At 69.0% G+C, this 18,768-nt stretch carries 21 protein-coding genes; 9 read left to right on the top strand and 12 right to left on the bottom strand.

The genetic code is table 11. The annotated features are described in order from the left end of the window. The first annotated feature begins 699 nt into the window (after positions 1–699). Positions 700–822 (top strand): hypothetical protein, encoded by a 123-nt coding sequence (locus E4V01_RS26525; protein ID WP_256371241.1) that lies wholly within the window; start codon positions 700–702, stop codon positions 820–822. A 123-nt stretch (positions 823–945) separates the two neighbouring features. On the opposite strand, the gene E4V01_RS05380 is transcribed toward E4V01_RS26525, so the two are convergent. Continuing rightward, the gene (locus tag E4V01_RS05380) at positions 946–1,185 is read right to left on the bottom strand and encodes a hypothetical protein (RefSeq protein ID WP_135297641.1); all 240 of its coding nucleotides are present in this window, start codon (positions 1,183–1,185) and stop codon (positions 946–948) included. A 225-nt stretch (positions 1,186–1,410) separates the two neighbouring features. On the opposite strand from E4V01_RS05380, the gene E4V01_RS05375 reads away from it, so the two are divergent. Then, positions 1,411–1,635, top strand: a complete 225-nt coding sequence (locus E4V01_RS05375; protein WP_060769556.1) for a hypothetical protein — start codon at positions 1,411–1,413, stop codon at positions 1,633–1,635. A 145-nt stretch (positions 1,636–1,780) separates the two neighbouring features. Here the strand turns inward: E4V01_RS05375 and E4V01_RS05370 are convergent, their stop codons facing one another. Together E4V01_RS05370 and E4V01_RS26520 are read right to left on the bottom strand one after the other, a co-directional pair. Continuing rightward, entirely contained in the window at positions 1,781–2,098 is a 318-nt protein-coding gene (locus E4V01_RS05370) for a hypothetical protein (RefSeq protein WP_135297640.1), read from the bottom strand. Between the two features lie 318 nt (positions 2,099–2,416). Then, positions 2,417–2,542, bottom strand: coding sequence for a hypothetical protein (locus tag E4V01_RS26520; RefSeq protein ID WP_256371240.1), 126 nt, complete (start codon positions 2,540–2,542; stop codon positions 2,417–2,419). Between E4V01_RS26520 and E4V01_RS05365 the strand changes: the two genes are divergently transcribed. The 3 genes from E4V01_RS05365 to glpX all read left to right on the top strand — a co-directional run bounded on the left by E4V01_RS05365 (position 2,541) and on the right by glpX (position 6,398). Beyond that, entirely contained in the window at positions 2,541–3,647 is a 1,107-nt protein-coding gene (locus E4V01_RS05365) for a tyrosine-type recombinase/integrase (protein ID WP_245517427.1), read from the top strand. The two genes, E4V01_RS26520 and E4V01_RS05365, sit on opposite strands and share 2 nt — an antisense overlap. Continuing rightward, positions 3,644–4,966, top strand: coding sequence for a homoserine dehydrogenase (locus tag E4V01_RS05360; RefSeq protein WP_135297638.1), 1,323 nt, complete (start codon positions 3,644–3,646; stop codon positions 4,964–4,966). The genes E4V01_RS05365 and E4V01_RS05360 overlap by 4 nt, the downstream gene beginning before the upstream one ends. Before the next feature lie 436 nt (positions 4,967–5,402). Further along, the gene (glpX, locus tag E4V01_RS05355; RefSeq protein ID WP_060769553.1) at positions 5,403–6,398 is read left to right on the top strand and encodes a class II fructose-bisphosphatase; all 996 of its coding nucleotides are present in this window, start codon (positions 5,403–5,405) and stop codon (positions 6,396–6,398) included. A 70-nt stretch (positions 6,399–6,468) separates the two neighbouring features. Here the strand turns inward: glpX and E4V01_RS05350 are convergent, their stop codons facing one another. The 4 genes from E4V01_RS05350 to purE form a co-directional block, all read right to left on the bottom strand. After that, complete coding sequence (locus tag E4V01_RS05350) at positions 6,469–6,849, bottom strand: response regulator (RefSeq protein WP_060769552.1); 381 nt, start codon at positions 6,847–6,849, stop codon at positions 6,469–6,471. A gap of 484 nt (positions 6,850–7,333) precedes the next feature. Further along, entirely contained in the window at positions 7,334–8,194 is an 861-nt protein-coding gene (locus E4V01_RS05345; RefSeq protein ID WP_056194475.1) for a tetratricopeptide repeat protein, read from the bottom strand. A 388-nt stretch (positions 8,195–8,582) separates the two neighbouring features. After that, positions 8,583–9,695, bottom strand: coding sequence for a 5-(carboxyamino)imidazole ribonucleotide synthase (locus E4V01_RS05340; RefSeq protein ID WP_135297637.1), 1,113 nt, complete (start codon positions 9,693–9,695; stop codon positions 8,583–8,585). 17 nt (positions 9,696–9,712) lie between these two features. After that, the gene (purE, locus tag E4V01_RS05335) at positions 9,713–10,210 is read right to left on the bottom strand and encodes a 5-(carboxyamino)imidazole ribonucleotide mutase (RefSeq protein WP_015822543.1); all 498 of its coding nucleotides are present in this window, start codon (positions 10,208–10,210) and stop codon (positions 9,713–9,715) included. A 301-nt stretch (positions 10,211–10,511) separates the two neighbouring features. Here purE and E4V01_RS05330 point away from each other — a divergent pair, with 301 nt between their 5' ends. Beyond that, the gene (locus tag E4V01_RS05330) at positions 10,512–10,688 is read left to right on the top strand and encodes a DUF3606 domain-containing protein (protein ID WP_083530819.1); all 177 of its coding nucleotides are present in this window, start codon (positions 10,512–10,514) and stop codon (positions 10,686–10,688) included. A 150-nt stretch (positions 10,689–10,838) separates the two neighbouring features. On the opposite strand, the gene E4V01_RS05325 is transcribed toward E4V01_RS05330, so the two are convergent. Continuing rightward, a complete protein-coding gene (locus tag E4V01_RS05325; RefSeq protein ID WP_003603178.1) occupies positions 10,839–11,060 on the bottom strand; it encodes a YdcH family protein in 222 nt (73 codons plus the stop codon). Between the two features lie 251 nt (positions 11,061–11,311). Here E4V01_RS05325 and E4V01_RS05320 point away from each other — a divergent pair, with 251 nt between their 5' ends. Both E4V01_RS05320 and E4V01_RS05315 read left to right on the top strand, forming a co-directional pair. After that, complete coding sequence (locus tag E4V01_RS05320) at positions 11,312–11,488, top strand: YdcH family protein (RefSeq protein WP_003603176.1); 177 nt, start codon at positions 11,312–11,314, stop codon at positions 11,486–11,488. 216 nt (positions 11,489–11,704) lie between these two features. Beyond that, positions 11,705–13,636: a propionyl-CoA synthetase gene (locus tag E4V01_RS05315; RefSeq protein WP_135297636.1), complete on the top strand. Its 1,932-nt coding sequence runs from the start codon at positions 11,705–11,707 to the stop codon at positions 13,634–13,636. A 92-nt stretch (positions 13,637–13,728) separates the two neighbouring features. Here the strand turns inward: E4V01_RS05315 and E4V01_RS05310 are convergent, their stop codons facing one another. Beyond that, positions 13,729–14,388, bottom strand: a complete 660-nt coding sequence (locus tag E4V01_RS05310) for a ceramidase domain-containing protein (RefSeq protein WP_135297635.1) — start codon at positions 14,386–14,388, stop codon at positions 13,729–13,731. A 158-nt stretch (positions 14,389–14,546) separates the two neighbouring features. Between E4V01_RS05310 and xth the strand changes: the two genes are divergently transcribed. After that, positions 14,547–15,341, top strand: coding sequence for an exodeoxyribonuclease III (gene xth, locus E4V01_RS05305; RefSeq protein WP_060769546.1), 795 nt, complete (start codon positions 14,547–14,549; stop codon positions 15,339–15,341). Between the two features lie 65 nt (positions 15,342–15,406). Here xth and E4V01_RS05300 read toward each other — a convergent pair whose 3' ends face one another. From E4V01_RS05300 to ilvD, 3 genes are all read right to left on the bottom strand, one after another. After that, a complete protein-coding gene (locus tag E4V01_RS05300; protein ID WP_135297634.1) occupies positions 15,407–15,748 on the bottom strand; it encodes a hypothetical protein in 342 nt (113 codons plus the stop codon). Between the two features lie 63 nt (positions 15,749–15,811). Continuing rightward, on the bottom strand, positions 15,812–16,699 hold the full coding sequence (locus E4V01_RS05295) for a tetratricopeptide repeat protein (RefSeq protein WP_135297633.1): 888 nt from the start codon (positions 16,697–16,699) through the stop codon (positions 15,812–15,814). Further along, positions 16,686–18,416 (bottom strand): dihydroxy-acid dehydratase, encoded by a 1,731-nt coding sequence (ilvD, locus tag E4V01_RS05290; protein ID WP_060769544.1) that lies wholly within the window; start codon positions 18,414–18,416, stop codon positions 16,686–16,688. The genes E4V01_RS05295 and ilvD overlap by 14 nt, the downstream gene beginning before the upstream one ends. Positions 18,417–18,768: the final 352 nt, after the last annotated feature.

The following is an 18,768-nucleotide window of genomic DNA, read 5'->3' as shown; positions in this document are numbered from 1 at the left end:
CCCCGCACCCGTTTCAGATCATAGAACGGGGGGATGAGTCGTGGTCTTGAGCGTGGCGCAATCCGGCAGGAGACATCTTGGCCAGGGTAGCCTCTGCGCGATAGGTTCACCCCAAGGACGGTTCGCCCCCTTTCCGACCCGACACGGCCAAGGGCGCTATCGAAGGCGAAGGCGACTTCCTGTTGCCGATCTGCGCACGCAAGCCCGGCTTGCTGATGGGCGAAATGCTGGCGGTGATCGTGCTGACGACCGCATGGCCGAGGTGCGGAAGCGGATGCTGGCGGCTGACCGCGTTGAATGACGGGGTACGCGATGTTCGCAATTGAGGACGAATTGCATTCCGAGACAATCGGACAGTTCTCCTCCCGCGAGGAGGCGATGATGGAGCTTCGCCGCTTAGCAGCACTCCCGTGGGATGCAGAGCCAAACCAAGCTCCCTGTCTAGGGTGGCAGACTTGCGGGCGAAACTACGAACTCGTGGAGTATGATGCGGAGGCGACACCTTGGTGCGAAGTGAGCCGAGAGCCGATCCTCGATATCTCCTCAGCCGGCCCACGCTGGCTCACAGGCTGAGATCCTGCTGGCGCGGGCGCAGAGCGGCTGAGCATGCGCACCAATCGTCGAGATTAACAACGACAGCGCCGCAGCCGTCCGCGATGGCGGGCAGGAAGTGGCCGAGACCTGCTGGCCCGAGCCCTGATGTCCGGCAGCGACGCGGCGTGGGACCGGCTGCGCCGCTACAGGATCAAGCGCATTGTTGAGCTTCACCCGACCGAGCCGGCAAAAGTCGTCGTTGGCGAGCGCGAGATCGCGGTCCGGTAGGCCAGAAACGAAAAACTCCGCCTCGGCTGAGCCGGGCGGGGCTGGGCAGTGGTCGGCAATGGCAGCGAGCACCGGCTCGCCTCGACGTCACCCGCACGGATCACGACGGCTGCGCCTGCCCGCTCATGATCTCAGCGACGCGATCAAGGGCATCCCGCGCAGTCTGGCGCGTTCGTAGGACGCCGAGTCAAAGGCCCACGCCTCGTGCGCCTCGACGCTCCCATGCGTGGGGTAGACAGGTTCGGCGGACGGACCTTCGTCGCGGATCTCCTTCAGACCGTCGGCGGCTTCGGTCACGGCGCGTTCAAGCGGCCCACCGGAACCCTTGTCGTCCGGCTCCGTGGTCGGATGGGTGATGACCATGCTGCGCCTCCAACGGCGGGGATTTGCCGAAGGATCGAGGCCGCATAAACAAACATATGTTGTATAGGCCTCGCTGCCACGTTCTTCTGCGCGGCGGGTGCCGGCGGGGCTGGGTAGGCCTGCGATGTTGGGCGGTGTCAGGTCGGCGCGGGCCCGATGTCCGGCCGGGTGGCAACGATGGCGGTCAGAACGCGATTAAATCCCAGCGCGCCCTAGATGCGACGGATGAGCAAACCTCTCGTCAAACGTCGCGTCGTCATCGCACTGCTGAGCGGCGTGTGCTGTGGGCTCGTCGCCCTCGGCGCTCTTTGGCTGCTGTGGCCACAGCAGCTTGCGCCGATTCCTGCCGTTGCCGTCGCACTGGCAGGCGTTCTTGGATCGGCGGGCGGCGCGTTCGGTGCGCTCTTCGCGCTGAGCCAGACCAAGTCGGAGCAAGGCCAGCAGGGCTGAAGCGCACAGGTGGGGCACGTTACGGCGAGCCCCGCTCCACGCATGGCGCTCGCACCACCTCCCTCCGGCGTTTCTCGGGCGAACGTCGTCAGCGGCCCGATGGTGATCTCGGATCGAGCGTGAGGGCGATCGCCCGGCGCTGTCATCACCGGGCTGATGCGCGTGCTCGGCCCGATGTAGAGATCGGCGCGAGCGTCTTTGGCCGGCTTCCCGCTGCCACTCGTGAGCCTGCAGCCCGAGCCCCGCGTACCTGCTCCGTGAAGGCGGCCTTCCGCCGGTCGAGTTCGGCGGTGTCGGCGGCCTCCGAAATCGCCCCGACGGCCAGGGCCTGACGCAGCTCGGCGAGGCTGCTGCGATAGGTCTGCTGCGCAGCGAACAGGGGATCGTACTTCGCCCGCAGGCGGTCCATCTCGATCGCCGCCGCATCCGCCGCCGCCGTCACCGCCTGAGCACGACGACCCACTGTCCGAAGACAACGACCCAGAACAGTGCGACGAAGCCGAGTGATCCGACTGAGCGCTGTAGGCTCCACCGTAGAAGGCGGGGTTGTAGCCGGCGTCGCCACCACCGTCGGCCGACCGTGACCGCCGGGCCTGCGCTGACTCTTCACGGCGACGGCGCGCCCCCGCCCGCCCTACCTCAATCGCGAGACCACCCGCCACGGCACGGTCGTCTGGTACGTTCGCCGCGGCGAAGGTCCGCGGATCCGCATCAGGGGCGAGTACGGCTCACCCGCCTTCCAAGCGGCCTACGACGCGGCCGTTCGCGGCCAGCCGGCGCCTCAGGCCAAGCCGAACACCGTCGGCACCGTCGCGTGGCTGGTCGAGCGATACCTGACGTCGCGGCAGTGGAGCGAGGAGCTGTCGGCTGCATCGCGCGCGCAGCGCCACGGTCTGCTCAAGGCCATGGTCGAGATCGCCGGCCAGGAACGCGCCGACGCGATCACCCGTCGCGCCATCCAAGACGGGATGGACCGTCGCAAGGCCAAGCCGCACGGGGCCAATAACTGGCTCAAGACCATGCGGGGACTGTTCGCCTGGGCGGTCGATGCGGAAATGGTGCCGGCCGACCCGACGCGCGGCGTGAAGCTGATGAGCGGGGCGAATGACCGCAACGGCTTCCACACCTGGACCGAGGAAGAGGTCGCGCGCTTCGAGGCGCACTGGCCCGTCGGCACCCGCGAGCGTCTTGCGCTCGACATCCTGCTCTACACCGGCCTGCGCCGGGGCGTTGCGGCGCGGCTCGGTCGGCCACACGTCCGCAACGGCATTGCACGCATCGTCACGGCGAAGACCAGCCAGGAGGTGACGATCCGCATCCTGCCACCTCTGGCCGATTCGATCGCCGCGAGCCCGACGGGGGATCTCACGTTTCTCGCGGGCGAACGCGGCCGGCCGATGACGAAAGAGAGCTTCGGCAACTGGTTCCGGGACGCATGCGTCGCCGCCGGGGTACCGGGGCGGGCGCACGGCCTTCGCAAGGCGGGAGCACGCCGCGCAGCCGAGAGCGGCGCGACGGAAGCCGAATTGAACGCGTGGTTCGGGTGGGCGGACGGCAGCCGGGAGAGCGCGACCTACATGCGCGGCCCCAACCGGGCGAAACGCGCGGAGCGGATCGCCGGGCGCTGGAACGACGACGCTATCCCCGCACCTTCCGATCCAGTGCGGGGTTTGGCGCCGAAAGCGCAGCATTCACGGAATTTTAGAAAGTTGTTGGCTCCCCGAGCAGGAGAAGAGCCCCGGTTTGAGGCCAATCTTCGGCAAGCCGGCCCCCGCGCAGCACCCCCGGCCTCAGCGGCGCACGCGGCTCACCAAAGACCCCGCCCCACCTCTTCCCGTCCCGTTTCCTTGCGCACCCGCCCCAAATCGTTGCAGAAGTGCGCGCCGTCCCGGTTGTCTTCCGCGCCCTCACCGGACCGCCGCTCAGGCGATCCTTCGAGCGAGCAGCGGCCGTCGGGCGGCGATCCGGAACAGGTCCGGTGCCAACGTCGATTACGGTGCGAACTTCCATGACGCAGACCCTTCGCCTCGGCATTGCGGGGCTCGGCACGGTCGGTGCTTCCGTCCTGCACATGATCGCCCGCCGCGCCGAGGCGCTCACCGCCGCGACCGGCCGCACGATCACCGTCACCGCCGTCTCCGCCCGTGACCGGACCCGCGACCGCGGCGTCGATCTGTCGGGCCTGCACTGGTTCGACGATCCCGTCGCGCTCGCGCGCTCACCCGAAATCGACGTGTTCGTCGAACTCGTCGGCGGCTCGGAAGGGCCGGCCAAGGCGGCGGTCGAGGCGGCGCTCGGTGCCGGCAAACATGTCGTGACCGCCAACAAAGCGCTGCTCGCCCATCACGGCGCGGCGCTCGCCCGTTTGGCTGAAGCGAACGGCGTCGCGCTCGCCTACGAGGCGTCGGTGGCGGGCGGCATCCCGGTCATCAAGGCGATCCGCGAGGGGCTTTCCGGCAACGCGATCTCCCGCGTCTACGGAATCCTCAACGGCACCTGCAACTACATCCTCAGCCGCATGGAGGCGGAGGGGCTGACCTTCGAGGCCTGCCTCAAGGACGCGCAGGCGCTCGGCTACGCCGAGGCCGACCCGACCTTCGACGTCGAGGGCTTCGACACCGCCCACAAGCTCGCCATCCTCACCAGCCTCGCCTTCGGCGTGGAGATCGACGCCGAGGGCGTCTCGGTCGAGGGCATTTCGGCGATCCAGCCGCTCGACCTCACCATGGCCGACGAACTCGGCTACCGCATCAAGCTTCTGGGCGTCGCGCAGGCGACGGAGGCGGGGATCGAGCAGCGGGTCCACCCGACCATGGTGGCCAAGGCCTCGGCCATCGCCCAGGTCATGGGCGTCACCAACGCCGTCACCGTCGATGCCGACGCGGTCGGCGAACTGACCCTGATCGGCCCCGGCGCGGGCGGGGCGGCCACGGCCTCGGCCGTCGTCGCCGACATCACCGATGTGGCACTCGGGATCGTGCGCCCCACCTTCGGCCAGCCGATCGCGGGACTCGCGCCGCCGCGCCGGGTCGAGATGCAGCGCCACGAGGGCGGCTACTACATCCGGCTGACCGTGCACGACCGCACCGGCGTCGCGGCCGGCGTCGCCACCCGCATGGCGGAGGCCAACATCTCGATCGAGAGCATCGTCCAGCGCCGTTCGGCCAAGGCCGCCTCCAGCGATCCGCAAGGTCTCTCCGGCCAGCCGGTGCCGCTCGTGCTGATCACTTACGCCGCGACCGAGGGCAATGTCCGCGAGGCGCTGGCCGCCATCGACCGCGATGGCCTGCTCGCCGAGGCGCCGCAATTGATCCGTATCGAGCGCGAATAGGCACGAGAGCCAAGACGTCCGCCGCCGTTTTCCGACGAGATCCCGCCGAAAGCGCCATCCCGTACAGGAACGGGATGGCATGACGTGACACTGACCGGGCGCTGACTTGGCGCTTCGTCCCGAATGGCCCTCGCAGCGGCCGGGGCGAGATGAAACAATCGGAACCGGCCGGAACAGGCTCGGCCGAGAGCGTATTCCGACGAATCGGTCACCGGTCCGTCGAAAGAATCCGCGTCAAGACAAGGGCCTAGAGCATCGTCCCGAAAGGTGGCCTCCGGCTTTCGGAAAAAGATGATGCGAAAACAAGAAGCTAGAGCATCACCCCGAAAGGCGGCCACCGGCTTTCGGAGAAAGACGATGCAACAACAAGAGATGAGCGCACCGCCCCGGATCCGATATCAGGGACGATGCGCTCGGGGATAAGGAACGTAGGGCAATGTCGGCGGCCAATTCCGGGATCTTCAGCGATCCCACGGCACGGGGCCTGACCCTCGAACTGGTGAGGGTGACCGAGGCGGCGGCTATCGCCGCGGCCCGGCTGCGGGGCCACGGCCGCGAGAAGGAGGCCGACCAAGCCGCCGTCGATGCGATGCGCGCCGAGTTGATGGTGCTGCCGATCGAGGGGCGCGTGGTGATCGGCGAGGGCGAGCGCGACGAGGCGCCGATGCTGTTCATCGGCGAGGCCGTCGGCACCGGTAACGGCCCGTCCGTGGACATCGCGGTCGATCCGCTGGAGGGCACGACGCTCTGCGCCAAGGACATGCCGGGCGCCATCGCCGTGATGGCGCTGGCCGAGCGCGGCTCACTGCTCGCCGCCCCCGACGTGTACATGCAGAAGATCGCCATCGGCCCCGGCTACCCGCCCGGCACCGTCGATCTCGATTGGAGCCCGGACCGGAACATCGCTTCGCTCGCCCGCGCCAAGGGCGTGGAGACCTCCGGCATCACCGCGATCATTCTCGACCGTCCGCGCCACATGGACCTGATCGCCGCCGTGCGCGACACCGGCGCCAGCATCCGCCTGATCTCGGATGGCGACATCGCCGCGATCATCCATTGCACCAAGCCCGACGAGACCGGCGTCGACATCTACATGGGCACCGGCGCCGCGCCGGAGGGCGTGATCGCCGCCAGCGCGCTCCGCTGCATCGGCGGGCAGATGCAGGGTCGGCTCATCCTCGATTCCGCCGACAAACGGGCGCGGGCGGTCAAGATGGGCATCACCGACCCGAACCGGAAATACGACATGCACGACATGGCCCGGGGCGACGTCATCGTCGCAGCCACCGGTGTGACCACGGGGGCCCTGCTCGCGGGCGTGCGGTTCAGCCCCGGCCTCATCGAGACGGAGACGGTGGTCTACCGCTCGAACACCGGTACGGTCCGGCGCATCGCCTGCGAGCACCGCCGACTGGAGAGTGCGCCGGGCTGATCGCGATCGCGGGCGGGGCATCGGCCGGAACCGAAGCGGAGCCGGAGCCGCCCCCCTGCTCGGCTCAAGCTCAGCCGGCGACGGCTTGACCGAACAGCGCCTTGGCCAGACGCACGGGATCGATCGGCTTCTCGCAATGAAGCGCGTCCCGCAGGCGCGTCGGGATGGCATTCTCCTCGTAGCCGGTGGCGAAGACGAAGGGGACGCCGCGCGCCCTGAGCGCGTCGGCAACCGGAAAGACCATGACCTCACGCAGGTTGATGTCGAGCACCGCGCCGTCGATGCGCGGGCATGTCTCGATCATCGCCAGAGCGTCATCGAGGTTCCCCACGGGGCCGACCACTTGCGCGCCCCTCTCTTCGAACGCGCGCCGTATGTCTTCGGCGATGAAATATTCGTCCTCGACGACAAGGACGTGCCTTCCGTTGAACAATTCGGTTCCGTCCGGCATCGGCCTCTCCCTCTACGCTCTCTCGATACGCTCAAGATCGCGTTTGATACGGAAGTATAAACTGTGAAATCCGTTTCGGAGAGCCCCACCCACAGATTTCAAGTTGCCCGCAACCCGGCGGAGGTTGCACCCGCTCCCAGCCCACCCGGATCGCGAGACGCGCTGGCCGACGCGGATCAAAGCCCTTCCCTTCGCGTCGCGGGTTCGGCGACCGCTGGTCAGCAATCAGCCTGAAAGGGCGCTCGGACAAGGTGGATCGGGCAGGTTCTTCCGGATTTCGCTTCGATGCTTGAGGTACGCTCGGCCCGTCGGTCGACCGTTCCAAGCCGTCTGGACGGGCGCTTCTCGACGCCCCCGCGGCCCCTTGCAAGGGACCGTGCCCTCGAGCCGCACCCGACCTGACGGCATCAGGGCGGCGCCTCTAGGTGCTTGTTTCAAAACGCTTTCTTTCGACAAACCGGTGACCGCTTCGTCGAAATGCGCTCTAGAACAAGCCGCCCTGCATGCGGCCGACGCCCTGCTTGGCCACGGCGTTATTGGGATCGAGGCGAGCGGCCTGCTGATAGCTCTCGTTCGCCTCTTTGCGGCGGTTCGTCTTCTCGTAGGCCAGCCCGCGATAGGCCCAGGATCCGGCGTCCTTCGCGTTCACGTTCAGCGCCGCGTTGAAGTCCTCGATCGCCTTGTCGTACTGGCCCAGCGAGATCAGGCTCTGGCCGCGAGCGGCGTAGGGGGCGGCCACGAAGGGATTGCGGTCGATGGCCGCAGCAAAGTCGCCGATCGCCTCCGGATTGTGGTTTTGCTTCTGCCGCACGAGGCCGCGGGCGTGGTAGGCCTCGGCCGATTCCGGGGCGAGGCGGATCGCGACGTTGAGGTCGTTCAGCGCGCCGTCGAGGTCACCCTGGGCGCGCTCGAGGTTCGCGCGGCCGATATAGGCGGCGGAAAAATTCGGGTCGTTGGCGATCGCCTTCGAGAAGTCCTGCATCGCCGCATCGGCGCGGCCGGTCTGGCGGTAGGCCAGCGCCCGGTTGTTGTAGGCCGAGGCCGAGTTCGGATCGAGCTGGATCGCCTTCGAGAAGTCGGTGATCGCCTCGCCGAACTGACCCGCACGGGCATAGGCCGCGCCGCGGGTGTTGTAGGCGCCGGCATCCGACGGGTTGCGCGAAATCACGTCGCTGAGCGAGGCGATGTTGACGTTGGTGGCGCCCGTCGTGTCGGTCTCCAGCACCGCGAATTGGCGCGGAGCCGTCGCGCTGCCATAGGTCTCGCAGCCGGCCAGCGCCGCGGCCGTCAGCGCGAGGGCACCGATCAGCCTCGCCTTGCGTCCGTCCAGCGTCATCCCGATCATTGTCCCGTTCTCCCCCGCGCCCGCTTGCCCGGATCTCCGCGGCGGCCCCTTGAGGCCCGGATCATCCCGTCGCGCGCACGCTGCCGCAACACGGTGAATGGGCGCTTAAAGTGCCTCGCAAAACATCCGCATCGCCGACGGGGCCCGCGCGGGCCGAGCCGTGGAGCGGAGGTTTTTGCGAAACGAACCCGGGAAAACCAAGCGAGCCCGTCCAGCCGTAGACTGGAAGAACACGCACGATGCTTCCGCGGACGCCCCGTACCCTCCGCTCAAACCTCGGGATGTGGCGAAGGTGTGGCCCGCATCCTCACGCTTTCGCCGAATGCTTCGAACCGGGCTCGACTGTGGTTTTCTGTTGCCGAGAGGCGACAGATTGAATGGTCAAGCTTTAGTCGAGCGGCTTGAGCCGGGTGACGTGACCCATCTTGCGGCCGGGACGGGCCTCGGCCTTGCCGTAGAGGTGAAGATGGGCGCCCGGCTCCGCGAGCAGGTCCGCCCAGGCATCGGCCTCGGCGCCGATGAGGTTCTCCATCTCCACGGCCATGCCGCCGGTGCGGGCGGTATCGCCGAGCGGCCAGCCGCAGACCGCGCGCACCGCTTGCGCGAATTGCGAGGTCAGCGCGCCCTCGATGGTCCAATGCCCGGAATTGTGCACGCGGGGCGCGATCTCGTTGACGACGAGGCGGGCCGCCCCCTCGGGCCCGGCGATCTCGAACAGCTCGACCGCGAGCACGCCGACATAGTCCAGCGCCTCGGCGATGGCGCGGGCGATGGCGACCGCCGCATCGCCCGTCGTCCGGGTCAGGCCGGGAGCGGGGACGCGGGTGAGCGCGAGGATGTGGTCGCGGTGCTCGTTGGCGCAGGGGTCGTAGGCGGCGAACGTCCCGTCCGGCCCGCGGGCGGCGACCACCGAGATTTCGCGCTCGAACGGCACGAACCCTTCGAGGATGCAGGGCGCGCCCTTGAATTCGGCGAGGAGGGCGGCCGGCTCGTCGCCCTCCCGGATCATCCGCTGGCCCTTGCCGTCGTAGCCGAAGCGCCGGGTCTTCAGCACGGCGGGTCGGCCGAGCGTCTCCAGGGCGTGCACGAGATCCTCGGCCGTATCGACGGCCCGGTAGGGCGCAGTCGGGATGCCGAGCGACGTCACGAAGTCCTTCTCGGAGAGGCGATCCTGCGTCGTGAGCAGCGCCGTCGCGCTCGGGCGCAGGGTCGCGTGCTCGGCGAGCACGGCCGCGGTGGCGTGGGGGATGTTCTCGAACTCGTAGGTGACCACGTCGCAGGCATCGGCGAAGGCGGCCAGGGCCGCCGCGTCGTCGTAGGGCGCCAGCGTGTGGGCATGGGCCACGTCGAAAGCCGGGCTGTCGGCGTCAGGGGCGTAGAGGTGCACCTTGAGGCCGTAATTGGCCGCCGCGAGCGCGATCATGCGGCCGAGCTGGCCGCCGCCGACGATGCCGAGGGTGCCGCCGGGCCGGATCTGCGGCGAGGAGGTGGGAGAGGCCATGGCGCTTCGTGTCGTTGTCAGGCTTGAGAGGGGTCCGGCCGTTCGGCGACGGATGCGGTCTGGCGGTCGCGCCAGGCATCGAGCCGCTCGGCGAGCCCGGCATCGGTGAGCGCCAGCACGGCGGCGGCGAGCAGGGCGGCGTTGACGGCCCCGGCCCGGCCGATCGCCAGCGTGCCGACGGGAATGCCGGCGGGCATCTGCACGATGGAGAGCAGGCTGTCCTGCCCCGAGAGCGCCTTCGACTCGACCGGAACGCCGAAGACCGGCAGCGACGTCATCGCCGCCGTCATGCCCGGCAGATGCGCGGCCCCGCCCGCCCCGGCGATCACCACCTTGAAGCCGGCCTCCCGCGCGCCCTTGGCGAACGAGACGAGGCGGTCCGGGGTGCGGTGGGCCGAGACGATGCGGGCATCGTAGGCGACGCCGAGCGCGTCCAGCGTTTCGGCGGCGTTGCGCATGGTCGCCCAGTCCGACTGGCTTCCCATGATGATCGCGACCGGGGGCGATCCCAGCATCGTCGTCTGGCCCATTGCGAGGAAGCGGGCCCGTCGGCCCGCGAAAGGGCCGAATAACAGGGGGCGCCGCACCCCGGCAAGGCGAGACCCCGCAAACACTTGAAATGCGGGTGCACGGCGGGCCGGCCACAAGGCGCAAGCCGCGCCCCTGGCGCGGCGTCGAGGCCACGCGGAGGCACCGGCGACGCTCTGTGAAAATCCTCCGATTCTCGCCGAACCGGGCGGAGCCGAAATCGACCGGCCGCGTTGTGCTGGAAACGGCCATCGAGCGGCCCGGCCCCTTACCTCAGCGAGCTCTCAAATGTCCTCCGTGGACCAGACCACGCGCGCCCGCACGGCAACCCATATCGACATCCACGACAGCACCACCCGGAAGCACTGGGCCGACCTGCTTCAGGTCTCCGACGAACGCCTGCGCAAGGCGGTCCGGCTCGTCGGAACCCGGGTGTCGAGCGTCTCGGCCTATCTCGCCAAGTAACCGAACCGCCCATCGACGGCAGCTTCGCCGGGGAGGCCGTGACCTTCCCGGCGTTGCCGCGCGAGCATCGCCCCGAAAGGCGGCCATCGGCTTTCGGGGCGATGCGCCAAAGCGCATTCCGACGAAGTCCTTGGTTCAAGAGAATGCGCTCTAAGCGATGATATCCGGCGTGATCTGGTCTTCCAGATGCGTGATCCGGTCGCGCAGGACGAGCTTACGCTTCTTGAGCCTCTGCAACTGGAGCTGATCGACGGCGACGCTGACCTTCAGTGCCTCAATGGCCTCGTCAAGATCCCGGTGCTCTTCGCGCAACCGCGTCAGCTCGCCGGCCGGATCCGCGACCGCGTCGTTGGCAATCTCGTCCGCCATCATCGCTCGAAACACACCACCGGCCTTGACCGGGCGCGACCATGCGCCAAGCTCCCGGCCGGAGCAAGGCATGGCACCCGGTTCTCCCGTCTTGTCGGAGCTTGCAACGGCCAAGATCAGCGCACCGCCCCGCTCCGGAAGATTTGAAATTGCCCTGTTATCGATCCATCCACTTTGCCGCCGAATGGCTTCGACACGTGCGCCATCCTGTGCCAGTCTACTCCAGTCGGAAACTGTGACAGGAGCGACACCTCATGTCCTTGCAGACGCATTTGAGCCAGCTCGCCGCCAAGCACGAAGCCCTCGAGCGCGAGCTTCACCACGCGATGCAGTCCCTCGCCAGCGACGATCTGCGCATCGCCGAACTCAAGCGTAAGAAACTGCACCTCAAGGACGAAATCGAGCGCCTGCGCGGGGACACCCTCCACTAGCGACATCCCGGCCGGCGTCGCCCCGGGAGGCGCCGCCGGCTCCGCTTCTTCTCCCGCCTCGGACAACACCGCCACCGCCGCCTGGGTCACCAGCGCGGCGGTTCTGCTTTGAGGGCGCGCATTTCGAGGCATCGTAGTTGGGCGCGCAGCGGTCGAAACCGCGCTATCATCGCCCTCGAACAGGCCGGATCAACAGGCCGCGCGAGGGAAACGCCGATGTCCGCCGCCACGCCCACCGCGCCTGAGGGCGCCCATGCTGCCGTCCACGCCGCCTCGCTCGCGGACCGGAACGGCTTCTGGCTGAAGGCGGCGGCAGCGATCGATTGGGACGTCGCCCCCACCCGCGCCTTCGATGCCGAGCGGGGCGTCTACGGCCGCTGGTTTCCGGACGCCCGGCTCAATGTCTGCCGCAACGCCGTCGACCGGCACGCGGAGGGCGGTCGCGCCGACCAAGCCGCGATCATCCACGATTCGCCCGTCACCGGCTCCAAGCGCCGCATCAGCTACGGGGAACTGCGCGACGAGGTGGCGGTGCTCGCCGGCATTCTCGCCGATCTCGGCGTGACCAAGGGCGACCGGGTGGTGATCTATATGCCGATGGTGCCCGAGGCCCTGTTCGGGATGCTGGCCTGCGCCCGGATCGGAGCGATCCACTCGGTGGTGTTCGGCGGGTTTGCCGCCAACGAACTCGCCGCCCGCATCGAGGATGCGGCACCCAAGGTGATCCTGGCCGCCTCCTGCGGCATCGAGCCGGCCCGCGTCGTCGCCTACAAGCCGTTGCTCGATGCGGCGATCGCCCGCTCGACCCACAAGCCCGACGCCTGCCTGATCCTGCAGCGCCCGCAAGAAGAGGCCGGCCTCGTCGAGGGGCGCGACCGGGATTGGGCGGAGACCGTCGCGCGGGCGCGCCGGGCCGGACGGCGGGCCGAGCCGGTGCCGGTCGCGGCGACCGACCCGCTCTACATCCTCTACACCTCCGGCACGACCGGGCGGCCCAAGGGCGTGGTGCGCGACAGCGGCGGCTATTGCGTCGCGTTGGCGTGGTCGATGACGAACCTCTACGGCGTCGCGCCCGGGGAGGTCTATTTCTGCGCCTCCGACATCGGCTGGGTGGTGGGCCACTCCTACATCGTCTACGCGCCGCTGCTGCACGGCTGCACCACGGTGCTCTACGAGGGCAAGCCCGTCGGCACGCCGGATGCCGGCGCCTTCTGGCGGGTCGCCGCCGAGCACGGCGCCGCGGTGTTGTTCACGGCGCCCACGGCCCTGCGCGCGATCAAGAAGGAGGACCCGCGGGCGGAAAAGATCGCGGGCTACGACCTCTCGCGGTTCCGCGCCCTGTTCCTGGCCGGCGAGCGGGCCGACCCGGATTCGGTGGCCTGGGCCGAGCGGGCGCTGGAGCGGCCGGTGATCGACCATTGGTGGCAGACCGAGACCGGCTGGGCGATCGCCGGCAACCCGCTCGGGCTGGAACGGCTGCCGGTGAAGTATGGCTCCACCGCCAAGCCGATGCCGGGCTACGACCTCCACGTGCTCGACGAATCAGGCAAGCCGGTTCCCCCCGGCACGATGGGCACCATCGCCCTGAAGCTGCCGCTGCCGCCGGGCTGCCTGCCGACCCTGTGGGGCTCCGACGAGCGCTTCCGCCAGAGCTATCTCTCCACCTTCCCCGGCTTCTACGACACTTCGGATGCGGGTGTGGTGGATGAGGACGGCTACGTCACGGTGCTGGGCCGGACCGACGACATCATCAACGTGGCCGGCCACCGCCTCTCCACCGGCGGCATGGAGGCCGTGCTCGCCGCGCACCCGGATGTCGCCGAATGCGCGGTGATCGGCATCCGCGACGCACTGAAAGGAGAGGCGCCCTGCGGCTTCGTCGTGCTGAAGGCGGGCGTCGCCAAGGATCCCGAGACGGTCGAGCGCGAGCTTGTCGCCCGAGTGCGCGAGGAGATCGGCCCCGTGGCCGCGTTCAAGCTGGCACTCACTGTGGGACGCCTGCCGAAGACCCGCTCGGGCAAGATCCTGCGCGGCACGATGAAGCGCATCGCCGACGGCGAGGCGTTTTCGATGCCCCCGACCATCGAGGACCCGGCCACGCTGGAGGAGATCGGCGACAGCCTCAAGGCCCGCGGAATCGGCGGCTGAAACTCCAGGCTTCGAAAGGACAGGTCCTTTCGCGGGTCCAGGGCAGAGCCCTGGTGAAGGGACGATCCCTTTGCGATCCCGGAACCCGGGCCTCAGGCCCTGAACCGGGTCGCCGCGATCAGCAGGCGGTAGAGCACCGCCGCGTTGAGGACGTGCCAGAGGAAATGCGTGCCGAGCGGCAGGCTGGCACAGCTCGCCACATCGACCGTGCGGAAGGTCAGCGACACGAGGAAGATGCCGGCGGTCCCGAGCACCGAGCGGGCCGTGCCGGGCGCCCGCTTCAGCAGGGCGAGGCCGACGCCGAGGAGTGCCAGGATCGCCGGGGCGTAATCGACCGAGCCGTTGGTGAGGCCTGAGACCGAGCGTCCGCTCAGCGCGTCGAGGGCCGGGGTCAGGCCGAAGCTGAGGGCGGCAAAGGCCAGGGTGAGGGCGGTCGCCGCCGCCGGCCGGAGGCCGAAGAAGCGGGCCATGGCGAGAGCGAAGTAGCCGTAGATGAAGACGGCGATCGGAATCACGTCGGCCAGCATCGACCAGCGGTTCGCCAGGGTGTGGAACAGGAACGAGCCGATCCCGACCACGAAGGTCACGCCGGCCAGCACCAGGACCGGCCCGTCGCCGCGGGCGCGCCGCGCCGCGAGCCCGGCCGCGATCAGGAAGGCGGCGTTCGTCAGGGCATTGATCGGCTCGGCCCAGAACCCGGCGTCGCCGCGCTCGCAATAGGCCCGCACCGGCTCGAACCACGACGCGTCCATGGGGGCATTCCTCAGCCTCAAACGCCGGCGGCCGCATCCGCGGCCTCAGGCTTCCACTCCGCGGGGCGCTCTTCGCGCCCGACAGGCGGCCCCGCCTTGCCAGGGCCGCGCGAAGGCCCGATGACGAGAGCCCCTCCGGCCGAGCCTCCCCACACCCCATGCGGATCACCACCTGGAACGTCAATTCGATCAAGCAGCGGGTCGGCCACCTGCTGGGCTTCCTCGACGAGGCCAAGCCCGATGTGGTCTGCCTGCAGGAGCTGAAATGCCAGGACGCGTCCTTCCCCCGCGAGGAGATCGAGGCGGCGGGCTACGCGGTCGAGACCCTGGGGCAGAAGGCCTATAACGGCGTCGCCCTGCTGGTGCGCGCGCCGCTCCAGTACACGCAGCTGCTGCGCGGCTTGCCCGGCGACGCGGAGGACGAGCAGGCGCGCTACATCGAGGCGCTGGTGCACGGCGAGGGCGTGGCGCCGGTGCGGGTCGCCTCGATCTACCTGCCGAACGGCAACCCGGCTCCGGGGCCGAAATACAGCTACAAGCTCGCCTTCATGGCCCGCCTGCGGGCGCATGCCCGCGCCCTGATGACGACCGAGGAGGCGCTGGTGCTGGCGGGCGACTTCAACGTCATTCCCGAGCCCGAGGATGCCGCCGACCCCGCCGCCTGGACGCAGGACGCGCTGTTCCTGCCCGAGACCCGCCGCGCCTTCCGCGCGCTGCTGGCGGAAGGTTTTACGGATGGCCTGCGGGCCTGCGAGCCGAGCGCGGGGCTCTACACCTTCTGGGACTATCAGGCCGGCTGCTGGCCGCGGAACCAAGGCATCCGCATCGACCACCTGCTGCTCTCGCCGCAAGCCGCCGACCGCCTCGTCTCGGCCTCGGTGCAGCGCCACCTGCGCGGGCTGGAGAAGCCGTCGGACCACGTGCCGGTGACGGTGGAGCTGAGCGACGGGTGATCGGACCGCCGATGCCGTCGGAGACAAGGCACGACGCCCCTACGCCCATTACGGCTTCGTGACGATCAGCGATGCGGTGGAGGGTCCGACACGGATGGTGATGCCGATGACAACGGTCGCGGATCTGCTTCGGGAGCCGTAGAAACCTGCCGTGAGGTCTGCCTCCAGCGCCGCTGCGCAACCTCGCGCCGAATTTCGTCGAACACCATCGGCGGCTTATCAAGCAGTGCCGGCAACGCGTCGAATTGCAGTTCCGGCACGAGCGTCGCGATGGCGGGCTCGTCGACCGACGTCTCGATCGTCCGACGTGGGGACGCGCGCGATCCGCCGCCGAATGCAAGGCGAAGGGGGCGGATACGGCCGGCTGTGCGAACGCGCTCCTTCATCGGCGTCACGGATGCAAACATATATCCGCACCGCTCATCCGAGCCGAGATACGCGGTAAATCTACCGCACCGGGCGCGACGGCCTCACCGCCGCCGGCGGGTCGAACCCGTCGACAGCGACTGCGCCTGGGCCATCGCGTCCGCCCGGTCGGTCTCGTTGGCCGAGGCCCAGGCCTTGTCGTAGAGAGTGACGATCCAAGCGTCCGCCGCGCCCTGCGCCCCGCCGCGGGCGATGGCGAGCCAGGTCAGCCCTTTCACCGGCTGGCGCTGCACGCCGGTGCCGTTGACGAGCATGTCGCCGAGCAGCGCCTGAGCCGGGCGGTGGCCCTTCTCGGCGGCGAGGTTGAACCAGCGCGCGGCCTTGCGCGGATCCTGCTCGACGCCGGTGCCGTCGAGATAGAGCCGGGCGAGGTTGTACTGCGCGTTGGGGTCGCCGAAATACGACGCCGCGTAGTTGAACATGTCGTAGGCGCGCTCGGCGCTCGGGCGCACGTAGGTGCCCTTGATCCCCTCCAGAAAGTAGGTGCCGAGCGCGTTGAAGGCGCTCGCCACCACACCCGAATTCGGCGTGTCGGGCGAATCGTCGGTGTTGTCGTCGGCGATGCGCGAAAAGTACTCGAACGCCTTGAGGTCGTCGTGGGGCACGCCATCGCCGTCCGCGTACATGCGGCCGAGCTTCCACAACGCCAGGGTCTGGCCCTGGTCGGCGGCGTATTCCAGCGCCCGCACGGCGCCCTGCTTGTCGCCCGCGTTGTAGTCGCGCACGCCCGAGCGCAGGGCGTCGCGGCCCGAACGGTATCCCTTCTCGGGGACCGGCGTGCGGGCGGTCGCGTCGAGCGCCGTGCCGGGATCGACGGCCGTGAGCATCAGCGCAAAGCCGAGGAAGCTGGCGAGAAGCCCCGCCCGGAGCCGACCCGGATCGGCCCCGGCCGGCCACATGGGCCGGAAAGGGGCAGTCCTAGATGTCGGCATAGACGTTCGTCTCCCCCGCGCCGCCCGGATGCGTCACGGCGCCGTTCACCGCAGGCCCGACGGTCTGCGCGTATTTCCAGAGGTAGCCGGAGGTCGCGGTGTTGCCCCGCGGCGTCCATTCGCTGCGGCGCTGTGCGAACTCCTCGTCGGAGAGCGCTACGTCCAGCGTACCCTTGATCGCGTCGAGGGTGATCATGTCGCCGTCGCGCAGCAGGCCGATCGGCCCGCCGATGGCGGCCTCGGGGCCGACATGGCCGACGCAGAAGCCGCGGGTCGCGCCGGAGAAGCGCCCGTCGGTGATGAGGGCGACCTTGTCGCCCATGCCCTGGCCGTAGAGGGCGGCGGTGGTCGAGAGCATCTCGCGCATGCCGGGGCCTCCCTTCGGGCCCTCGTAACGGATGACCAGAACATCGCCGGGCTTGTAGGTGCGGTTCTGCACCGCCTCGAAGCAGGCCTCCTCGCCGTCGAAGACGCGGGCCGGGCCGGTGAAGACCTGGGCCTCAGCCGGCATGCCGGCGACCTTCACGATGGCGCCCTCGGGGGCGAGGTTGCCGCGAAGGCCCACCACGCCGCCGGTGACGGTGATGGGCTTGTCGGCGGGGTACACCACGTCCTGGTCGGGGTTCCAGGCGACCTTGGCGAGGTTTTCCGCGATCGTCCGCCCGGTGACGGTGAGGCAGTCGCCGTGGAGAAAGCCGTGGTCGAGCAGCGTCTTCATCAGCAGCGGGATGCCGCCGACCTCGAACATGTCCTTGGCGACGTAGCGCCCGCCGGGCTTCAGGTCGGCGATGTAGGGGGTCTTGCGGAAGATCTCGGCGACATCGAACAGAGTGAACTCGATGCCGCATTCATGCGCGATCGCCGGAAGGTGCAGCGCCGCGTTGGTCGAGCCGCCCGAGGCGGCCACCGTCGCGGCGGCGTTCTCCAGCGCCTTGCGGGTGACGATGTCGCGCGGGCGGATGTTCTTGGCGATCAGCTCCATGACCTTCTCGCCGGCGGCGGCGCAGAATTGGTCGCGGATCTCGTAAGGGGCGGGCGCGCCGGCCGAGTAGGGCAGCGCGAGGCCGATCGCCTCGGAGACGGTGGCCATGGTGTTGGCGGTGAACTGCGCGCCGCAGGCGCCGGCCGAGGGACAGGCGACCCGCTCCAGCTCGTCGAGGTCGTCCAGGCTCATGTCGCCGACGGCGACCTTGCCCACCGCCTCGAACAGATCCTGCACCGTCACCGGCCGGCCGCGGAACGAGCCGGGCAGGATCGAGCCGCCATAGATGAAGATCGAGGGCACGTTGAGGCGCACCATGGCCATCATCATGCCGGGCAGGGACTTGTCGCAGCCGGCCAGCCCCACGAGGGCGTCGTAGGAATGGCCGCGGATCGTCAGCTCGACCGAATCGGCGATGACCTCGCGCGACGGCAGCGAGGCGCGCATGCCGCCGTGGCCCATGGCGATGCCGTCGGTGACGGTGATGGTGCAGAACTCGCGCGGGGTGCCCTTGGCGGCGGCGACGCCCTTCTTCACGGCCTGGGCCTGGCGCATCAGCGAGATGTTGCAGGGCGCGGCCTCGTTCCAGCACGAGGCGACGCCGACCAGCGGCTGGTGGATCTGCTCGGTCGTCAAGCCCATGGCGTAGAGGTACGAGCGGTGGGGCGCCCGCTCGGGCCCCTCCGTCACGTGCCGGCTCGGCAGCTTCGACTTGTCGGTCTGACGCGCGTCCATCGCTGATCTCGTGCCCCGGTCCCGTTACGCCCCCGAGGTCCGCACGGCCTGTTACGGCCTGGCACGGAAAAACGTCCTTCGACGTCCTCGAAACTCTGCGGTAAGGCGTTGGAGCGACAGCGTTTACCGCGACCCCGGAAGTCGTCCCGGTTTATGGTGGGATTGCGGCGCTCAAAGGCACAGCTCAAGGCAAAGTCAGGTTGCTTTCGCGGTGTGTCAGGCCCGCAACAGCCGAGCTTGTGTCGGCCCTGGGAAGACTTCGCAAAACCAACGCGCGCACACCCTCGCGCGGTCCCGCACGACGGCTGTTTTCAGCTAAAATTCACGCGACATCGGTGCGCGCAACTCAGGA

Origin of the sequence: Methylorubrum sp. Q1 (assembly GCF_004683995.1) — a bacterium.
Taxonomy (GTDB): Bacteria; Pseudomonadota; Alphaproteobacteria; order Rhizobiales; family Beijerinckiaceae; genus Methylobacterium.
The sequence above is the reverse complement of the archived record's forward strand: the minus strand, read 5'-3'. Positions and strand labels throughout refer to the sequence as shown.

Excerpts from the sequence above, each read along its gene's own strand:
- E4V01_RS26525 (WP_256371241.1), top strand. The coding sequence starts at position 700 with ATGTCCGGCAGCGACGCGGCGTGGGACCGGCTGCGCCGCTACAGGATC.
- E4V01_RS05380 (WP_135297641.1), bottom strand. The coding sequence starts at position 1,185 with ATGGTCATCACCCATCCGACCACGGAGCCGGACGACAAGGGTTCCGGT.
- E4V01_RS05375 (WP_060769556.1), top strand. The coding sequence starts at position 1,411 with ATGAGCAAACCTCTCGTCAAACGTCGCGTCGTCATCGCACTGCTGAGC.
- E4V01_RS05365 (WP_245517427.1), top strand. The coding sequence starts at position 2,541 with ATGGTCGAGATCGCCGGCCAGGAACGCGCCGACGCGATCACCCGTCGC.
- E4V01_RS26520 (WP_256371240.1), bottom strand. The coding sequence starts at position 2,542 with ATGGCCTTGAGCAGACCGTGGCGCTGCGCGCGCGATGCAGCCGACAGC.
- E4V01_RS05360 (WP_135297638.1), top strand. The coding sequence starts at position 3,644 with ATGACGCAGACCCTTCGCCTCGGCATTGCGGGGCTCGGCACGGTCGGT.
- glpX (WP_060769553.1), top strand. The coding sequence starts at position 5,403 with ATGTCGGCGGCCAATTCCGGGATCTTCAGCGATCCCACGGCACGGGGC.
- E4V01_RS05350 (WP_060769552.1), bottom strand. The coding sequence starts at position 6,849 with ATGCCGGACGGAACCGAATTGTTCAACGGAAGGCACGTCCTTGTCGTC.
- E4V01_RS05345 (WP_056194475.1), bottom strand. The coding sequence starts at position 8,194 with ATGATCGGGATGACGCTGGACGGACGCAAGGCGAGGCTGATCGGTGCC.
- E4V01_RS05340 (WP_135297637.1), bottom strand. The coding sequence starts at position 9,695 with ATGGCCTCTCCCACCTCCTCGCCGCAGATCCGGCCCGGCGGCACCCTC.
- purE (WP_015822543.1), bottom strand. The coding sequence starts at position 10,210 with ATGCTGGGATCGCCCCCGGTCGCGATCATCATGGGAAGCCAGTCGGAC.
- E4V01_RS05330 (WP_083530819.1), top strand. The coding sequence starts at position 10,512 with ATGTCCTCCGTGGACCAGACCACGCGCGCCCGCACGGCAACCCATATC.
- E4V01_RS05325 (WP_003603178.1), bottom strand. The coding sequence starts at position 11,060 with ATGATGGCGGACGAGATTGCCAACGACGCGGTCGCGGATCCGGCCGGC.
- E4V01_RS05320 (WP_003603176.1), top strand. The coding sequence starts at position 11,312 with ATGTCCTTGCAGACGCATTTGAGCCAGCTCGCCGCCAAGCACGAAGCC.
- E4V01_RS05315 (WP_135297636.1), top strand. The coding sequence starts at position 11,705 with ATGTCCGCCGCCACGCCCACCGCGCCTGAGGGCGCCCATGCTGCCGTC.
- E4V01_RS05310 (WP_135297635.1), bottom strand. The coding sequence starts at position 14,388 with ATGGACGCGTCGTGGTTCGAGCCGGTGCGGGCCTATTGCGAGCGCGGC.
- xth (WP_060769546.1), top strand. The coding sequence starts at position 14,547 with ATGCGGATCACCACCTGGAACGTCAATTCGATCAAGCAGCGGGTCGGC.
- E4V01_RS05300 (WP_135297634.1), bottom strand. The coding sequence starts at position 15,748 with ATGTTTGCATCCGTGACGCCGATGAAGGAGCGCGTTCGCACAGCCGGC.
- E4V01_RS05295 (WP_135297633.1), bottom strand. The coding sequence starts at position 16,699 with ATGCCGACATCTAGGACTGCCCCTTTCCGGCCCATGTGGCCGGCCGGG.
- ilvD (WP_060769544.1), bottom strand. The coding sequence starts at position 18,416 with ATGGACGCGCGTCAGACCGACAAGTCGAAGCTGCCGAGCCGGCACGTG.